This is a genomic window from Bordetella genomosp. 7, from assembly GCF_002261265.1.
GTDB lineage: Bacteria > Pseudomonadota > Gammaproteobacteria > Burkholderiales > Burkholderiaceae_B > Bordetella_A.
The window spans coordinates 883,602-898,600 of record NZ_NEVK01000003.1 but is presented as its reverse complement, the minus strand read 5'-3'; the positions used below and the strand labels follow the sequence as shown (position 1 = coordinate 898,600).

General features: G+C 66.4%; 16 protein-coding genes. All 16 read right to left on the bottom strand.

The window, feature by feature from the left end; genetic code table 11:
* Positions 1 to 2 precede the first annotated feature (2 nt).
* The gene (locus CAL19_RS06580; protein WP_094796307.1) at positions 3 to 848 is read right to left on the bottom strand and encodes a type II secretion system F family protein; all 846 of its coding nucleotides are present in this window, start codon (positions 846 to 848) and stop codon (positions 3 to 5) included.
* A complete protein-coding gene (locus tag CAL19_RS06575) occupies positions 845 to 2,506 on the bottom strand; it encodes an ATPase, T2SS/T4P/T4SS family (protein WP_094796306.1) in 1,662 nt (553 codons plus the stop codon). The genes CAL19_RS06580 and CAL19_RS06575 overlap by 4 nt, the downstream gene beginning before the upstream one ends.
* Positions 2,503 to 3,870, bottom strand: a complete 1,368-nt coding sequence (locus tag CAL19_RS06570) for a type II and III secretion system protein family protein (protein WP_094796305.1) — start codon at positions 3,868 to 3,870, stop codon at positions 2,503 to 2,505. Before CAL19_RS06570 ends, CAL19_RS06575 begins: the two co-directional genes overlap by 4 nt.
* Positions 3,867 to 4,712 (bottom strand): Flp pilus assembly protein CpaB, encoded by an 846-nt coding sequence (gene cpaB / locus CAL19_RS06565; protein ID WP_081745610.1) that lies wholly within the window; start codon positions 4,710 to 4,712, stop codon positions 3,867 to 3,869. The genes CAL19_RS06570 and cpaB overlap by 4 nt, the downstream gene beginning before the upstream one ends.
* Entirely contained in the window at positions 4,709 to 5,419 is a 711-nt protein-coding gene (locus tag CAL19_RS06560) for a hypothetical protein (RefSeq protein WP_141214360.1), read from the bottom strand. The genes cpaB and CAL19_RS06560 overlap by 4 nt, the downstream gene beginning before the upstream one ends.
* Complete coding sequence (locus tag CAL19_RS06555) at positions 5,416 to 6,045, bottom strand: hypothetical protein (protein ID WP_094796303.1); 630 nt, start codon at positions 6,043 to 6,045, stop codon at positions 5,416 to 5,418. The genes CAL19_RS06560 and CAL19_RS06555 overlap by 4 nt, the downstream gene beginning before the upstream one ends.
* Entirely contained in the window at positions 6,042 to 7,445 is a 1,404-nt protein-coding gene (locus tag CAL19_RS06550; RefSeq protein WP_249276259.1) for a hypothetical protein, read from the bottom strand. Before CAL19_RS06550 ends, CAL19_RS06555 begins: the two co-directional genes overlap by 4 nt.
* Positions 7,442 to 7,699, bottom strand: coding sequence for a hypothetical protein (locus tag CAL19_RS06545; protein WP_038851904.1), 258 nt, complete (start codon positions 7,697 to 7,699; stop codon positions 7,442 to 7,444). The genes CAL19_RS06550 and CAL19_RS06545 overlap by 4 nt, the downstream gene beginning before the upstream one ends.
* Positions 7,700 to 7,876: 177 nt before the next feature.
* On the bottom strand, positions 7,877 to 8,008 hold the full coding sequence (locus CAL19_RS06540; RefSeq protein ID WP_026638271.1) for an entericidin A/B family lipoprotein: 132 nt from the start codon (positions 8,006 to 8,008) through the stop codon (positions 7,877 to 7,879).
* 42 nt (positions 8,009 to 8,050) lie between these two features.
* Positions 8,051 to 8,746: a fumarylacetoacetate hydrolase family protein gene (locus tag CAL19_RS06535; RefSeq protein ID WP_026638272.1), complete on the bottom strand. Its 696-nt coding sequence runs from the start codon at positions 8,744 to 8,746 to the stop codon at positions 8,051 to 8,053.
* Positions 8,747 to 8,836: 90 nt separating this feature from the next.
* Positions 8,837 to 9,367: an inorganic diphosphatase gene (ppa, locus tag CAL19_RS06530; protein ID WP_026638273.1), complete on the bottom strand. Its 531-nt coding sequence runs from the start codon at positions 9,365 to 9,367 to the stop codon at positions 8,837 to 8,839.
* Positions 9,368 to 9,370: 3 nt separating this feature from the next.
* Complete coding sequence (locus CAL19_RS06525; protein ID WP_094796302.1) at positions 9,371 to 10,984, bottom strand: heme biosynthesis HemY N-terminal domain-containing protein; 1,614 nt, start codon at positions 10,982 to 10,984, stop codon at positions 9,371 to 9,373.
* 3 nt (positions 10,985 to 10,987) lie between these two features.
* Positions 10,988 to 12,193, bottom strand: a complete 1,206-nt coding sequence (locus tag CAL19_RS06520) for a uroporphyrinogen-III C-methyltransferase (RefSeq protein WP_094796301.1) — start codon at positions 12,191 to 12,193, stop codon at positions 10,988 to 10,990.
* 38 nt (positions 12,194 to 12,231) lie between these two features.
* Positions 12,232 to 13,026: a uroporphyrinogen-III synthase gene (locus CAL19_RS06515; RefSeq protein ID WP_094796300.1), complete on the bottom strand. Its 795-nt coding sequence runs from the start codon at positions 13,024 to 13,026 to the stop codon at positions 12,232 to 12,234.
* A 70-nt stretch (positions 13,027 to 13,096) separates the two neighbouring features.
* Positions 13,097 to 14,038: a hydroxymethylbilane synthase gene (gene hemC / locus CAL19_RS06510; protein WP_094796299.1), complete on the bottom strand. Its 942-nt coding sequence runs from the start codon at positions 14,036 to 14,038 to the stop codon at positions 13,097 to 13,099.
* 108 nt (positions 14,039 to 14,146) lie between these two features.
* On the bottom strand, positions 14,147 to 14,866 hold the full coding sequence (locus tag CAL19_RS06505) for a TerC family protein (protein ID WP_026638279.1): 720 nt from the start codon (positions 14,864 to 14,866) through the stop codon (positions 14,147 to 14,149).
* Positions 14,867 to 14,999: the final 133 nt, after the last annotated feature.

Sequence of the window (14,999 nt, the reverse complement as noted above, 5' to 3'; positions counted from 1 at the left end):
GCTCAGATATCGATATCGACGATGCGCCGGATGAGCATGATGCCGGTGGCCTCGAGCAGAATTACCGCCGTCAGAACGGCCCAGCCCGCCGGGGTGTGCCAGAGAACGGCCATGGCTTCGGGCTCCATGCGATCCAGCACCAGCATCAACAGCAGCGGCAAGGCGCCCACGATCCAGGCCTGCAAACGTCCCTGCGCGGTCAGCGCCCGCACCTTGCCTTGCAGCGCCAGGCGCTCGCGCAAGGTACGCGCGATGCCGTCCAGCGTTTCGGCAAGGTTGCCACCCGTCTGCGCCGCCACGCCCATCGCGGCGATGACCAGCGAGGTGGATTCGGCGGGCACCCGTTGCCCCAGATTCTGCAGCGCCGCGTCGAACGACACGCCCAGGCGCTGCTCGCGCAGTATCAGGCCGAGCTCCTGGGCCAGCGGCGGCTCGCTGTGATCCACGATATGGCGCAACGCCGTCGACAAGCCCACCCCTGCCCGCAAGGCGGCGGCCAGCGCGAGCAGCGCGCCGGGCAGCTGCTGCTCGAACCGAGCCAGCCGCCGATGGCGTAGCCGGCCCACCACGTAGCGAGGCAAGCGCAGGGCCAGCAGCGCGGCAAGCGCACCAAGCGCCAGGCTGTCCGATGCGGCCCACGCTGCCAGCCCGCCCGAGGCCGCCAGCAGCATTGCAGCCAGCCATAGTTGGGCGGGATCGATAAACAGGAACACCTCGCTCAGCTTGATCGCCGCGTCCTGGGTATAAACTTGGCGGTAGCGCTGCAGCGCCGGCCCGAACCAGGCTTGCACGCGCCAGGCGATCAAGGCCGAGCACACCATGGACATGATGGCCGCCACCCAGATCATGATGCCGGCAGGCCTGGCGCCGCGCTGGCGTCGCCGCAGAACAGCCCGGCGTCGAATGCGATGCCGGCCGCGCGCCATTCCTCGGTAAAGCTGGGAAGCAGCCCACAAGCCTGGAACCCGCTGGCCCGATGAAAGCGAAACAGCTCTTGCAGCTGGATACGGCCGCTTTCCATGCCTGTGATTTCGACGATGGATGTGGCAATGCGGCGACCGTCGGACATACGCGCCTGCTGGACGATGATATCGATGCTCGCGCCTATGTGTTCGCGCACCACGCTCAAGGGCAGGTCCATGCCCGCCATGAGCACCATGGCCTCAAGGCGCCCGAGCGCATCGCGTGGCGAATTGGCGTGCAGCGTCGTCAACGACCCTTCGTGGCCGGTGTTCATTGCGGTCAGCATGTCGAACGCTTCGGCGCCGCGACATTCCCCGACCACGATGCGGTCCGGGCGCATGCGCAGGGCATTGCGCACCAGGTCACGGATATCGATGCGGCCTCGGTTCTCCAGGTTGGCTGGCCGGGCCTCCAGGGCAACGAGGTGAGCATGGTCGAGCCGCAGTTCGGCGGCGTCCTCGATGGTGACAACGCGCTCGCCCTCGGGAATGCCATTGGACAAAATGTTGAGCAAGGTAGTTTTGCCTGATCCCGTGCCGCCGGAAACCACCACGTTCTTGCGGCTGCGCACGCACAGGTACAGGAATTCGGCCATGGCAGACGAAATGGATCCGGATCGCACCAGATCTTCCATAAGCGGGCGACGTGCGGGGAACTTGCGTATGGTCAACGTGGCGCCTTTGAGCGCGACCGGAGGTATCACCGCGTTCACGCGTGAGCCGTCGGGCAGGCGCGCGTCGACCATGGGTGCGCTTTCGTCGATGCGCCGTCCTATGGGCGCAACAATGCGCTCGATGGCCCATCTTACGGATTGCTCGCTGCTGAAAGCCGCATTGTGACGAAGCAGGCGGCCGCCACGCTCGATATAGATTTCGTCGTGCCGGTTGACCATGATTTCGCTGATGCCGCTGTCGGTCAGCAAAGGTTCCAGCGGCCCCAGGCCGACCGCCTCGTCGAGCACGTCGCGGCACAGCGCCGCCCGGTCGACACTGGCCGGGATCTCCGCATCGTCGGCGGCGATACGGTCGAGCATTTGTTGGGCCTCGCTGCGAAGCAAGCCATCGCTCATGCCCGCCACGTCCCGGCGACGCAGATCCAGCGCCTGCAGCAATGCCGCATGCAGCCGGCGGCGATGCGGCAACAGGGCCAGCGATGCGGCTCCATCCGCCTGCGGAACCAGCGCCGCCGCGGTAGTGTCGGCGACTGCGCCTGCACCGTCCAGGCCACGGGTATCGCTTTCCGGACATGCTTCAGGCAAAGTCACCCTGATGCGGCAGGGGCCGATGAGAATGTCGTCGCCTGGCAGTACCGGCCGATGCACGGCCACGCGGTGGCCATTGACGAATGTTCCGCCGAACGAGCCCAGGTCTTCGAGTTCGATGATCTGCTCATGCTGTACCAGCCGCGCGTGGTGCTTGGCGACGCGCCAGTTGGCGATGCGCAGCCCGCATTGCGCAGCGCGGCCTATCAGCACGGGCGCTGGCGCGTCGACAGATTTTTGCTGCCCGTCTTCAAAGGTGATGCGCAGGTGTAGCGTATTCATGGCAAGCCAGATTGCGAGGAAAACTGCCGGGGAAGATGCCATTGCGATCCCGGACCCATGTAAGCCCCCCAATCGGGGGAACCCGGGCCAGGCACTGCCGTGCCCAGTGCGGCCGGGTCGGGGAAAGCCTGCTGGAGCACGTGACGCCCTTGCTGCACGCGCTGCGCGAGTTCGGCGTGGTCTTGCGAAACGACGCGCGGCGTGACGAAGATCGCCAGTTCGGTTTCCTTGTGCTGGTCGCGTCGGGATGAAAACAGGGCGCCCAGCACGGGGATGTCCTGCAACACTGGCAAGCCGGTACGCTCTTCGGAGCGCTCGCGCGACAGAAAGCCTCCCAGTACCAGCGTCTGCCCCGACCGCACATTGAATTCGGTGGAGGCGCGGCGCGTACGCAACGCCGGGCCGCCTGCCACGCTCAACGAGGTATCGACGGAACTGGCCTCGACCTCGATGCGCGAACGGATGGCGCCGTTGCGGTCAATGCGTGGCGTAATGTTCAATGACACCCCATAGGGCTTGAACTCGGTCACCGTATTGCCCTGGGCGTCTGTCGTGCTGTAAGGGACTTCGCCCCCTGCCAGGAATGACGCCGTGGTGCCGCTGCGCGCCAACAACTGCGGCTGAGCCAGCAACACCGCCTCGCCCCGCTGCGCCATGGCGGCCAGGCGCGCCGACATCATCGCATTGACCCCGAAATAGCCCCCTGCGCCCATTCCTTGCATGGCCAACGGAGGCGGTGCTGCATGATTCGGCTGCACGGCCGAAGCGGGTTGCCAGACCCCTCCGGCGTGCAGGCCGCCTTGCGACACCGTGTCCCACTGAACGCCAAACTCGCGCAGGCGCGAGCGCGGCAGTTCCACCACTTGCACATCGAGCAGGACCATGCTGTCCCAGCCTACCTGGCCGGTGAAATCGAGTATGCGCGGGTAGCGTTGCGCAAGCGACGCGACGCGAGCCCGATCGTCGTCGGTCAGGTCGTCACCCTCGAGCACGATATTGCTGCCCACGACACTGCTGCGAACCTTGGGAATGCGCCGCACCAACGACTGGACTTCGTCTTGTATCACTGCCCAGCCCGCGGGCCGCACTTGCACCTCGTAGGCCGCCGCGACGCCGGATGGCGCCCAGACGTGCACGGAAGATGCGCCTTCCTGGCGCGCGAAGAGCACAACCTCGCGGCCGTCTACCGAAACTGCGCTGACTACCTGCCCATTGCCGACCGCAACGCGGGTAACCTCGGCATGGCGAAGCACATGGGTCTGGCCGACTTCCAGGGTCAGCAATGCCGCGCTGCCTGTTGCGTCTACGCCGGCCAGCAACAGCGTCACGCCCAGCCCCCAGGCAATCCGGGCGACCGGTTTCATGGCAGCACCCGCCCGGCGGGTTCGACGCCGGTGTCGTCATCGGAGTGAGGCAGCCCGGCTTCGATGTCCAGCCGGTCGCCATACAGGATGGACACGGCAGGCCGGGCGCCGGCAACTTTGGTGTCGATGCCCATCAACCCTGCCAGGTTTCCCGACGCTGGCGGCTGCCAGGCATCGAGGTCGCCACGGTGCCGCAGCATGGCGGTCAGCGTGCCGCCGTGCCGCGCGGCCACGAGCTTGACCGCATCCTGCGCAGAGGCATCGAGCGTGATGGTCGCCGCCGCATCGGCGGCGTCGTTCATGGCCAGCACCCGCACGCCTTGCAGCAGCGACGCCGTAAGTTGTTGTCCGCGATGCGCGAACGAGACGTACAGGTCGATGAGGTCGCCGGGCCGCAGTACGCCGGGCGCCGCGTTGATTTCTTCGGCCGGCAAGGTAACGGCCCGCCGGCCGGCCGGCACCAGGTCGGACAGGGGCGGCTCGGGAATATCTGCGCCCAGATGCGCCTCGAGTATTGTCTCGCCTTGTTTGATGTCTGTGGAAAGGATCGAGCCGATAACGTAATCGGCGGCATCGGCATCGAAAGAGCCGCTGGCCAGCCAAGGCAGGGGTATGCCCCGCACGGCCAGGTGCGCCGATAGCAGCCGGGTGCCGGCCGGCAGGTCGACAGCCGCTACGAGGCGCTCGGCCGTGGCGACTTCGGCTTCCCGCTCTATTTCGCGCACGCGCGCCTGGATATGCTCTTGCGCTGCCCAAGCGGCCAACAGCCCCGCAATCAGCGCAAACCCGTATACGCCCACCGCACGCAGGCGGCCCAGGTGTTCACGTATGGCGGGCTTCATGGTTTGTCCTTTGTGTGTTCGTGAACCAGAACGCCGCTGACCGCGCCTGTTGCCACATACACCAGCTGCAAAGAGGTACGGTCGCGCACCCAGTGTTCGGCAGCACCGCCGCTCGCCACGGCTTGCCAGCCCTGCACGCGCAAACCTTGCGTACTGGCTGCCCGCAGCTTGCCCAGCGGCTGCTCCAGTGTCCAGACTTGCTGGCGCGTATGCACGCCGTCCGCCTCATCGCTGAAGTCGAATCGCAAGCGGGCGGACCCGGGCAGCCAGTCGGGCCGCCGTGGCAACGACGCCGCAGCGTTTGGATGGGGACGCAGCACGGCCACCGTGCCGCGCGTGTGTTGCGCGCCACTCGCTTGCAGGGACACCAGCCACAGATCGCGGCCGATGGCGCCGGACAGAACCGCCAGCCCCGGGAAGACGCCCAGATCGGCCAGGGCCGGATAAAGCTCGGTCAGTGCAGCGATGGCGCGTTCGACTGACAAGGGGATCTCGACGAGCCGTATATCCGCCGGCGCGCCAAACAGACGCATGCCCTGCCCCACTGCCGCCTGCGTACTGCCTGGCGGCAGATTCAGGTCGCCCGCGACCTGGTGGCCTGCCGGGTATGCGGCCGACATGGCCAGCGGGCATGCCAACAAGGCAAAGACGCACGCAATGGCCCGGCCGAACCGGAGTAGGATCGTGTACGGAGTTGCCTTCATCATCGCGCCGCTGCCGATGGCGACAGATCGGCCCAAGGCGTCAGCCAATCGGTGGTCCATGCCCCCCGGCCCCAAGGTGCATCTACAGGTTGCAGCTTGCGATGCAGCGCCTGCGCGGCCCGCTGCGACGCCAGTGCCGCATCGCGCCAGCCGATCGCGGATACCGACAGCCGCGCTGCGGTAGCCCTCGACCCGTACGCGTGCCCCGCGTTCTGCGCGATGGCCGTATGGCCCCGCACCGGCAACAGGGCTGCCGGCTCGCTCGCCTGCACAAAGGCCGCCCCGCTCTGTGCATGCACACGTGCGGCCGCGTACCGCAGCCGGGGATCGGCCTGGAGCCAGTCGCGGGCCAGCGCCACCGCCGCGGCATTGCCGGCCTGCAGATGGGCGTCGGTGGATGCGGACCTGCCTGTGGTGATGGCGGCGCGCAGCCAACCCGGGACATCGGTCTGCCCACGAGCCGCCGCAAACGCGGCATGCCTGCCCAACTGGGCAGCCTGCAGGCCGCGCCGTTGCATGCCGCCCAGCACCGCCATGCCATGCAATAGGATAGCGATTGCGGCCAATGCCAATAACGCCTCGGCCATGGCGTATCCGCGCATGCGGCATCCGCTGCGCAAGGGGTTCATGGCAATGCTCCGAACACATCAGTGGACGCCACTGGGCTAAGGCGCGCCTGCCAGTAGGGGCGGAACAGGCCCGCCAGCTCGTCTGCCGCCCCCGGCGGCGACGCGAAGTACGTTTCTGCAGCGCTGGCCACCGTTACCGATTCGCTCATGCGCAGCCCGCGATACGCGTAGCGCCCTGTCGGGGCGCGCACTTGGCTGGCGGCATCTGTGGTGGCCAGCGACGCCGCCGACTGGCGGACCTGGATGGCAAAACGCAGCGGCGCGTTCGCCGCATGACGAGCCAGTTCGAAGTAGGAAGGCAACCCCCTGGAGCGCCAGCGCGCTGCGCCGGCCACGGCATAGGAGCCTGCCATGGGATTGGTGCGACCCGTGAAAATGTCCCAGGATGTATGCTCGTGCACCCAACGCCAGAAGTCTTGTTGCGAAAAGTCGTGCGGCGGTTTTTCTATGTATTCGTCCGAACCCGGCGCGGCGCGGCCGCCCTGCCCCCAACCCATGGCGTATTCGCGGTAGTAACAGCCGATCCAGCGATTTGATCGCAGCGCGTGATAGGAAAGCGTGTCCTGTGCGCCCCATCGCCCGTCGGCGCCCAGCCAGGTGCCCCCGCGCCGGCGCAGTTCGTGCCGGCGAGTCGGGCAACGGCGGTGAACGATCCACGCACTATGGCGCGTAAGCGTGCGCGGGCGCAGGAAGTCGTAGCGGCCGGCCGCCAATTCGGCCATGCCGCGCAAATGGGTAGGCGTATTGCCGCTGACGCGTTGCACGGCATCGGCGGGGCCGCCGGATTCAAGCAATTGCAAGGGGCTCGCCCCCGCGGTGGCCTGCGAACCCGGGCTGGAATAGAACTCGGGATAATTTGCGTGCAGCACCCGAAGCATGGTTTGCTGCCTGGACGCCGGCAGATGTTCGACCGCAGAGGCAGCTGCCTGTTGCAGCACCTGATGCACGATCTGATCGTGCTGCTGGAAAGCCTGAGCCAGGCCCGGCAGGGCATCGCCGGTATGGGACGCTCGCGCGTAGGCGGCGCCCAGCGACGGGCCGAACAACGCGCCGATCAGCGAAGCAGGCGGATTGCGTATTGATTGCTGGCGCGCCTGGGCCTGCCCGAACTGAGCCCAGGATGCCAGCGTGACCAGATGCGCCATCGCGACCTGGTGCGCGACCTGCGCACGGTTGATATATGCCAGCAGATTGAGTGTTCGGGCTTGTGCCAGCGCGCCACTGTATGCGGCCGCGTCGGCGGCATGTGTCAGGCGCAGCCGTGCCGCAGCGGTCTGACCGACGTTGTAAAGCGCCACCAGTGCGATGCCGCCCACGGCCGCCAGCGCCAATACGATAGGCAGCGCCTGCCCCGCCTGCGCAGATGGCATGCGGCGCAGATGCCGCGGCGCAGTGGTCATTTGGCGTTGCCCGTAAAGGATTTCAGCGAGCGCGCCTTGGTCTGCGCCGCGGCTTTGCCGGCGGCTGACTGCGCGGCCTTGGACTCGCTGCTGCCATCTTCACCCGCGAGTTCGCGTGCCATGGCGGCGGTTTGCGAACGCACCACCTGACCGAACAACTGATACACCGCGATGGCGGCAACGGCAATAAGCGCCACCACAATAATGTATTCGGTCATCCCTTGGCCCCGTTGCCGGGAAACACATCGAACCATATCCAGCCCCTTTCAATGAACAGAAGCTGTAGTCTGAATGGAGGCCGATGTCCGGGAAATTCGCGGATACCGAGGTGGACGCAACCGGCGCGCATGGCAACCGGCGCGCCCACGCCGTTGCCACAGAAACAACAACGGCCCGCAAAGGGCCGTGGTCTTGAAGCTGGCGGCTAAAGCTTAACGTTCAGCCGCGGTCGTAATGGCGTTGCCGGCACGGGATACGTCTTTGCCCATGCCCGCCACGGTATTGCAGCCTTGCAGCACGACGCCAAACACGATCAACGCCGTCAGCATGACTCTTGCCCTCATGATGCTAGCTCCTTGGTGCCGTAGATGAACAAACAGGAAAACTCAGGCGATGCGTACGCGCAGTTCGCCCAGGCCCTCTACGCCGCCAACCATTTCGTCACCCGACACCACGGCGCCCACGCCTTCGGGCGTGCCGGTGAAGATGAGGTCGCCAGCCTTGAGTTCGAACAGGCCCGACAGATACGCGATGCTTTCGGGGATGTTCCAGATCATTTGCGAGATGTCGCTGGCCTGCTTGCGTTGGCCGTTGACGTCCAGCCATATGGCGCCGCGTTCGAGCAGGCCGGTGGCGCTGCGCGGATGCACGGGGCCTATGGGCGCGGACTGGTCAAACGCCTTGCCGACTTCCCAGGGACGGCCCTGCTTCTTGGCTTCGCCCTGCAGGTCGCGCCGCGTCATGTCCAGGCCAAGCGCATAACCCCAGATGCATTCGCCGGCCTGTTCAACGGACAGGTCTTTGCCGCCCTTGCCCAGCACCACGACCAGCTCCATTTCGTAATGCAGGTTGGCGGTCTTGGGCGGGTAAGAGATGGCGCCGGTCTGGCCGTCGGGCACGGGCACCAGCGCATCGGCCGGCTTGGAAAAGAAGAACGGGTCTTCGCGGCCCGTGAAGCCCATTTCTTTGGCGTGCTCGGCGTAGTTGCGCCCGACACAGTACACGCGCCGCACGGGCAGCAGCGCGTGACTTCCAGCCACGGGCAGCGCCACGGGAGGCGACGGAGGAAAAACGTAGTCCATGTTGTGATGACAACCCTGTTGGTCACGCACCGGCACGCCGGCGCTGCCCGGGGCGCGCCAGCGGCACGCCCACGGTGCGGGAAACGAGCTTCAGGCCTTCTGGTAGCGCTCGGCGCTGCGCAGGATTTCTTCCTGGGCGGCTTCGACGCCCTGCCAGCCCTTTACCTTGACCCACTTGCCTTTTTCGAGGTCTTTGTAGTGTTCGAAGAAGTGCTGGATGCGTTGAATGTCTTCGGCGGGCAGGTCTTCGTACGACTTGATGTTGCGGTAAGGCGGGTAGAGCTTGTCGACCGGCACGGCCAGCAGCTTGGCGTCACCGCCGGCCTCGTCGTCCATTTCGAGCACGCCCAGGGCACGGCAGCGCACCACGGCGCCCACCTGGATGGGAAAAGGCGTGACGACCAGCACGTCGGCGGGGTCGCCATCGTCGGACAAGGTCTGGGGGATGTAGCCGTAGTTGCACGGATAGTGCATGGCGGTCAGCATGAAGCGGTCGACGAACACGGCGCCGGTGTCCTTGTCGACTTCGTACTTGACCGGGTCGGCGTTCATGGGGATTTCGATAATGACATTGAAGTCATCCGGCAGCTTCTTGCCGGATGACACGCGATCGAGGCTCATGGTTCAACCTTGTTTGTTTGAAGAAGAATTTTTGTCGCCCGCGCCCGGTTCGGGCTGAGCTTCGGGGGATGTGGACGGTTCAGGCGCTGTGGTGCCGTAGGTGGGTACCGGCACATCGAATGCCGACACCGGAATGGGCGCGCTGTCGAAGTACTGGTCGATGCCGCCACTATCGGCGGTTTCGGCCGGCCGGGGCTCGGGTTCGACGGCGCTGGCGCCTTCAGCGCCGGCGATGCGGGCATCAGGATCCAGCACGTAATCTGCAGGGGCCGCCACGGGCGGGGGCTCGGCATAGGCAAGCGCGCCTTCGGACAGCGGCGGTTCGGGCGGATACGCGGAATACTCGCCTTCGGCATCAAGGTGCAGCGGATCGGCCGACATCTCGGCCGCCGGCAAGGCGTGGTCGGTAGCCAGGACGGGCAGCGCCATACTGGCCGCGGTGGCCAGCCGCCAATGGCGCACGGCATCGGCCGGACGGTCGAGGCGGTCGTACAGGCTGCCCAGCAGGGCATGCGTGTGGGAATCGTTGCGCAAGCCCAGGCTGCGCTGCAGATAGCGCTCGGCCTGACCCCACAACTGGCCGTTAAGGCACAACATGCCCAGGGCGGCCAGCAGATCGGCATCGGTCGGGCGTTTCTGCAGCCAGGCTTCTGCCTTGGCCAGGCGGCGCGGCACCTGTTCGCTGTCGCAGCGGGCATAGGCCGCCACCAGTGCCGGCATGAAATGCACGGGGATCGCGGCTTCGAGAATGCGCGCGGCCTCGACAGGTTCACCGGCCGCCTCGAAGGCAGTGGCGCCGGCCAGCGCGATTTCGGGCAGGACGCGTTCTTCGTTCTTCAGGTCTTTCCAGACCGCACGCCATGCATCGGAGCCCGAGGCCGCTGCCGCACGCAGGCGGGCCGCGCCGGCGGTATCGATAAGCTGTTCGGCTTCGGTTTTGGACAGCGCGTTGCGACGTCGCAGGCCGCGAGCCAGGGTGAACACGCGCTCGTGGTGACCCAGGGCGGCTTCGGCGCGCAGCAGCAGCCGCATGGTATGTAAATGCCGAACCCCGCCGTCTTGCAAAGGCGCCAGTACGGCCAGCGCCTCTTGTGCCCTGCCCTGATCGAGCAACTGGTCGGCCGACACAGTGGCGATGGCTTCCTGCAAACCGGCATTGCCCTTGGCATGCTCGCGGGCGGATTCGAGCAATCGGTCACGGCGTTCAAATTCGCCCAGGCCATGCGCGGCGCGGGCCGCCGACAGCGCCGCCAATACCCGGCGGCTGGCCACGCGGGTTTGCTCAAGCAGCTTGGTCAGGTTCTTTTCGGCATGTGCGAACCGGCCCTCGAGCAGTTCGGTCCAGCCGCGTTCGAGCAGGTCGTGGTCGCGCGCCTGGGCCCGCTGGCCGCGCCAGGCACGCATGCGGTCGGGTATGGCCAGCAGCCACGCCAACATGCGCAGGCCGACGTACAGCGCCACGAATAGCGCCAATATCAGCAATACCGCCAGCGTCAGCGAAAGTTCGATACGCCACGGCGCAACCAGCAGCACGACATTGCCCGCGTGCGCGCGCAATACCACGGCCAGCGCAACAGCGACGACCGCCAGCAGCAGAGTCCAGAACCAGGTACGCATGCGTCAGTCCTGTTTGTCGGTGGCGTCAAAGCCGGCGGCGCGCAAGGCGGCCACGCCGGCCAGGCTGTCGCTGAGATCGGGCATGCGCACCGCGATGTCGGTTTGGGCCAGGTCTTCGGCCAGCCGCAGCGCCGCCTGGGTATCCGTCGAGCGGGCATCGAAATAGGTGCGCAGCGCCTGCACGACGTTATCGAGCTCGTTGTTCCAGATCTGAGGCTGCCGCATCAACATGGCAAGCTGCGCGGTCATCAGGCGCTGCCGCAACGCCGCGCGAACCTGCTCGGACTGTTCTGCGGACAACATCAGGGCGTCGGGCCGATCCACGCGCTGGATGCTGATGAGGTCGCCCAACTCGTGCGCCAGCGCGCTGCCGGCGCGGCCCGGCCACGAGGCGATTTCGGCGCGCCACACTTGCCACCATGCTGCGTCGGCAGGCAAAGCGGCCTTGGGATCGGGAACGGCGGGCGGCGCGGCAGGAGCCGGCGACGCGTTCTGCGCGGGCGCCTGTGCGCGCGCCACGGTGTCGGGCACCAGCATGGACGCCTTCGAGATCAGCCCGGCCAGGCGGTCGATACGGCCCGCCTGGCTGGCGATGTCGATAGTGGCGACCCCGCGCAGACGATCGAGATCGCCATTGATACTCTGCTGAAGCGAGGCAAAGCGTGGACGATCTGCCTGCGCCAGGCGCGCCTGGGCGGTTTCGAGCGCCACGATGGCATTGTTGACGTTGCCGGCCAGGCGCAGTTGCTGGTTGGCAAGCACCAGCAATCGTTCAATGTCGTTGGCCAGCAGCTCGTCGCTGGCTCCGCCACTGAAGGTCTGCCAGGCTTGCTGCAGGTCGTCGTAGCGGGTCTTGGCTTCCTGTGCCTGGCTTTGCAGTTCGGCTATGCGGCTGGTCTGGCCTTGAGCAAGCGCCAGCGCCTCGCGGGATTCTTTGCGGCTCAGCGCTACCGACTGTTCGAGCGCGTCCAGGCGCGTGGCGATTTCCCGCCCGGACGTCTGGAACTGTTGACGCTGCATCCACAGCGCCCAGCCCAGGCCCACGGCCAGCAGCACCACGATGACTAACGCCACGGTCAGCGGCCCGACGGCATTGCCCGGCTTTCTGGGCTTGGCCCTGGGCGTGCCGGGCGACGGCGTAGTGGGCGATGCGGCGCCCGGGGCAGCGGCAGAAGCGGCCGGTTCAGTAGCGGGGTTCTGGTCTGTCATAGACGCGATTGTATTCGGTGAAGTGCCAAAACTTCGATTCAAGCCGCAACAAAAGCGGCGAGGATCGCTTCATCTACAGGCAAGCAGATTTGTACCATCGGGGCCGCCGCGTCGCCACCTGCCGCTTGTGGCAGACGGCTGGCCAGCGAAGGATGTGTCACGATGTAGCGGGCGGCTTGCCACCAGTGCTGCAGACCATGCCGTTGCAGCTGGGCCTGCACCGCGGCGATTCCTTCTCCGCTGGTAAGCAGCCAGACCGGTTGCCGCCCCTGTTGGGCCCATGCCCGCAGCTGGTGCACGGCCTGCGGTGGCCAGGGCGCCGGCTGGCGCTGGTATACGGCGTGCCGCTGCACTTCGGCGCCCGCCTGTTCCAGGCGGTTGGCCAGCCAGTCACGCCCCTGAGTGCCACGCACCAACAGCACGCGGCCAGGCTTGTGGCCCCGTTCGCAAAGCAGCGCCCACAGGGCCTCGGAATCGTGGCTGGGCGCATCGGCCGACGGGCACAGCACTGTTGTATCCGCGCCAAACCCGGGCAGATCGCGCAAGGCCTGCGCGCTGGCCGGACCGACCGTGGCAGCCGCCGTACCGGACGGCCACGATGCCGGCGCGCCAGGCGCGCTTTGCAGCTGCGCCATATAAAGGCGCGCGGCGTTTCCGCTGACGAACACCACCAGATCATAGTGCTGCGGCAACGGCACGCCGGCCGGCGGCGCAGGCAACGGCTGGATTTCGAGTGCAGGCAATTCCAGCACTTGCCAGCTCTGCCGTGCCAGCGCACGCGCCAGGGTGTCGTTACGGCCATGCGGCCGGGTCAGGATGGCAATGCGCGACATGGGCACTCTCTACGCAAGCCCCCGCTGGAGGCAACCGGCGCCCCCGGCGCCGCCGCGTCATGCGGGACGTTCAGGATGCCGGGGGGTCTTGCAGTTGGGTCAGGATGGCGTCGGCGCCATTGGCAAGCAGGTCTTGCGCCGCCGCCTGGCCGATGGCCAGCGCCTGCTCCACCGGGCCGGCGTGCTGGCAGCGGATCACGCGCGTGCCATCGGGCTGGGCCACCAGCGCTCGCAAGGTCAGGACGTCGCCCTGGAGCTGCGCATAGGCGGCCAGCGGCACCTGGCAGGAACCGCCCAGCAATTGCGACACTGCCCGTTCGGCGACCACACAGGCGGTGGTGTCCGCACAGGCCAGCGGCGCAAGCCAGTTGCGCAGCTCGGGCCGGTTGTCGCGGATTTCGATACCCAGCGCGCCCTGCCCCGCCGCCGGCAGGCTGTCCTCGGGCTCGAGCAGCGACCGGATGCGGCTGGCCATTCCAAGCCGCTGCAGGCCGGCTGCGGCAAGCACGATGGCGGCGTACTCGCCGCGGTCGAGCTTTGCCAGGCGCGTATCCAGATTGCCGCGCAACGGCTTGACCGTCAGGTGCGGGTAACGCTCGCGTATCTGGGATTCGCGCCGCAGGCTGGATGTACCCACGACAGCGCCGGCAGGAAGGTCTGCCAGGCTGGCGAACTGGCCGGACACGAATGCATCGCGAGGGTCGGCGCGTTCGAGTACGGCGCACAGCTCGAACGGGGCCTGCAGATCGACCGGCACGTCTTTCAGGGAGTGCACGGCCAGGTCGGCACGGCCGTCGAGCAAGGCAGTTTCGAGCTCTTTGACGAACAGGCCCTTGCCGCCCACCTTGGACAAGGTGCGGTCGAGAATCTGGTCGCCACGCGTGGTAAGCGTAAGCAGTTCGACCGAGCAAGCGGGGTACAGGGCGCGAAGGCGGTCACGCACATGCTCGGCTTGCCAAAGGGCAAGCCGGCTGGCGCGTGTGGCAATGACGAGACGTTGCGGCGTGGACACGAACGACGTCAGGCCAGGCTGGAGAAAATGACCGCGGCAATGATGCCGATGATGGCAAGCACGGTCAGCCCCTGAAGCAGGCTGAGGCCTGATTCGGGGTTGCCGGATTTACGCAGACTCATGAGCGGATTCCTTGGACGCAGTTTTGCGGCTGGCCAGCCAGCGCCCCACAATGACGACCAACAGCGCGCCGATGACCTCGGCGGCGATTTTAACGGCGGTGGGCTGTTCGCCGAATTGATTGACGATGACCACATCGGTGACCAGCATGCCGCCCGCGATCCAGCCCAGCAGGCCTGCCCCGAAGGTGACGACCAGCGGATAGCGATCGATGAGCTTGAGCACCAGCGTGCTGCCCCAGATGATGATGGGCACGCTGACGATCAGGCCGAACACCACCAGGCCGATCTGGTGGTCTGCATGCGCATTCTGGGCCGCGCCGGCGATGGCAATGACGTTGTCCAGGCTCATGACGAAGTCGGCGACGATGATGGTCTTGACCGCCGAAGCGATGGACGTACCGCCCGATATCTTGTCGTGGCCGTCGTCTTCGGGAATGAGCAGCTTGATGCCGATCCAGAGCAGCAGCAACGCGCCGACCACCTTGAGGAAGGGGATGGTGAGCAGGGTCAGGGCGAAGGCGATGAGCACGACGCGCAGGATGATGGCGCCTGCGGTGCCCCACAGAATGCCCTGCATGCGCTGTTTGGGCGCCAGGTTGCGGCAAGCCAGGGCGATGACCACTGCGTTATCGCCACCCAGCAGGATGTCGATCAGGATTATCTGGAACACGGCCGCCCAGCTCAGCGTCTGGAAAAATTCAAGCACTTTGACCCCCAGGGTATTTTGATAGAAAACGAACGCGCGCCGGCGGCTCACCGGTGCGGACGGAACCCAGGCCCCATCCAGTTTGCGAATCTATTATTGTAGTTCAGCTTTGCGCCCGCCCCTTTTGACGCGC

Bases quoted from the DNA above. Each gene is read 5' to 3' on its own strand.
- CAL19_RS06575 (WP_094796306.1), bottom strand. From the start codon at position 2,506: ATGAATACGCTACACCTGCGCATCACCTTTGAAGACGGGCAGCAAAAA.
- CAL19_RS06545 (WP_038851904.1), bottom strand. From the start codon at position 7,699: ATGGTTCGATGTGTTTCCCGGCAACGGGGCCAAGGGATGACCGAATAC.
- CAL19_RS06540 (WP_026638271.1), bottom strand. From the start codon at position 8,008: ATGAGGGCAAGAGTCATGCTGACGGCGTTGATCGTGTTTGGCGTCGTG.
- CAL19_RS06560 (WP_141214360.1), bottom strand. From the start codon at position 5,419: ATGATGAAGGCAACTCCGTACACGATCCTACTCCGGTTCGGCCGGGCC.
- CAL19_RS06535 (WP_026638272.1), bottom strand. From the start codon at position 8,746: ATGGACTACGTTTTTCCTCCGTCGCCTCCCGTGGCGCTGCCCGTGGCT.
- CAL19_RS06555 (WP_094796303.1), bottom strand. From the start codon at position 6,045: ATGAACCCCTTGCGCAGCGGATGCCGCATGCGCGGATACGCCATGGCC.
- ppa (WP_026638273.1), bottom strand. From the start codon at position 9,367: ATGAGCCTCGATCGCGTGTCATCCGGCAAGAAGCTGCCGGATGACTTC.
- CAL19_RS06520 (WP_094796301.1), bottom strand. From the start codon at position 12,193: ATGACAGACCAGAACCCCGCTACTGAACCGGCCGCTTCTGCCGCTGCC.
- CAL19_RS06580 (WP_094796307.1), bottom strand. From the start codon at position 848: ATGATCTGGGTGGCGGCCATCATGTCCATGGTGTGCTCGGCCTTGATC.
- CAL19_RS06515 (WP_094796300.1), bottom strand. From the start codon at position 13,026: ATGTCGCGCATTGCCATCCTGACCCGGCCGCATGGCCGTAACGACACC.
- CAL19_RS06570 (WP_094796305.1), bottom strand. From the start codon at position 3,870: ATGAAACCGGTCGCCCGGATTGCCTGGGGGCTGGGCGTGACGCTGTTG.
- CAL19_RS06525 (WP_094796302.1), bottom strand. From the start codon at position 10,984: ATGCGTACCTGGTTCTGGACTCTGCTGCTGGCGGTCGTCGCTGTTGCG.
- cpaB (WP_081745610.1), bottom strand. From the start codon at position 4,712: ATGAAGCCCGCCATACGTGAACACCTGGGCCGCCTGCGTGCGGTGGGC.
- CAL19_RS06550 (WP_249276259.1), bottom strand. From the start codon at position 7,445: ATGACCACTGCGCCGCGGCATCTGCGCCGCATGCCATCTGCGCAGGCG.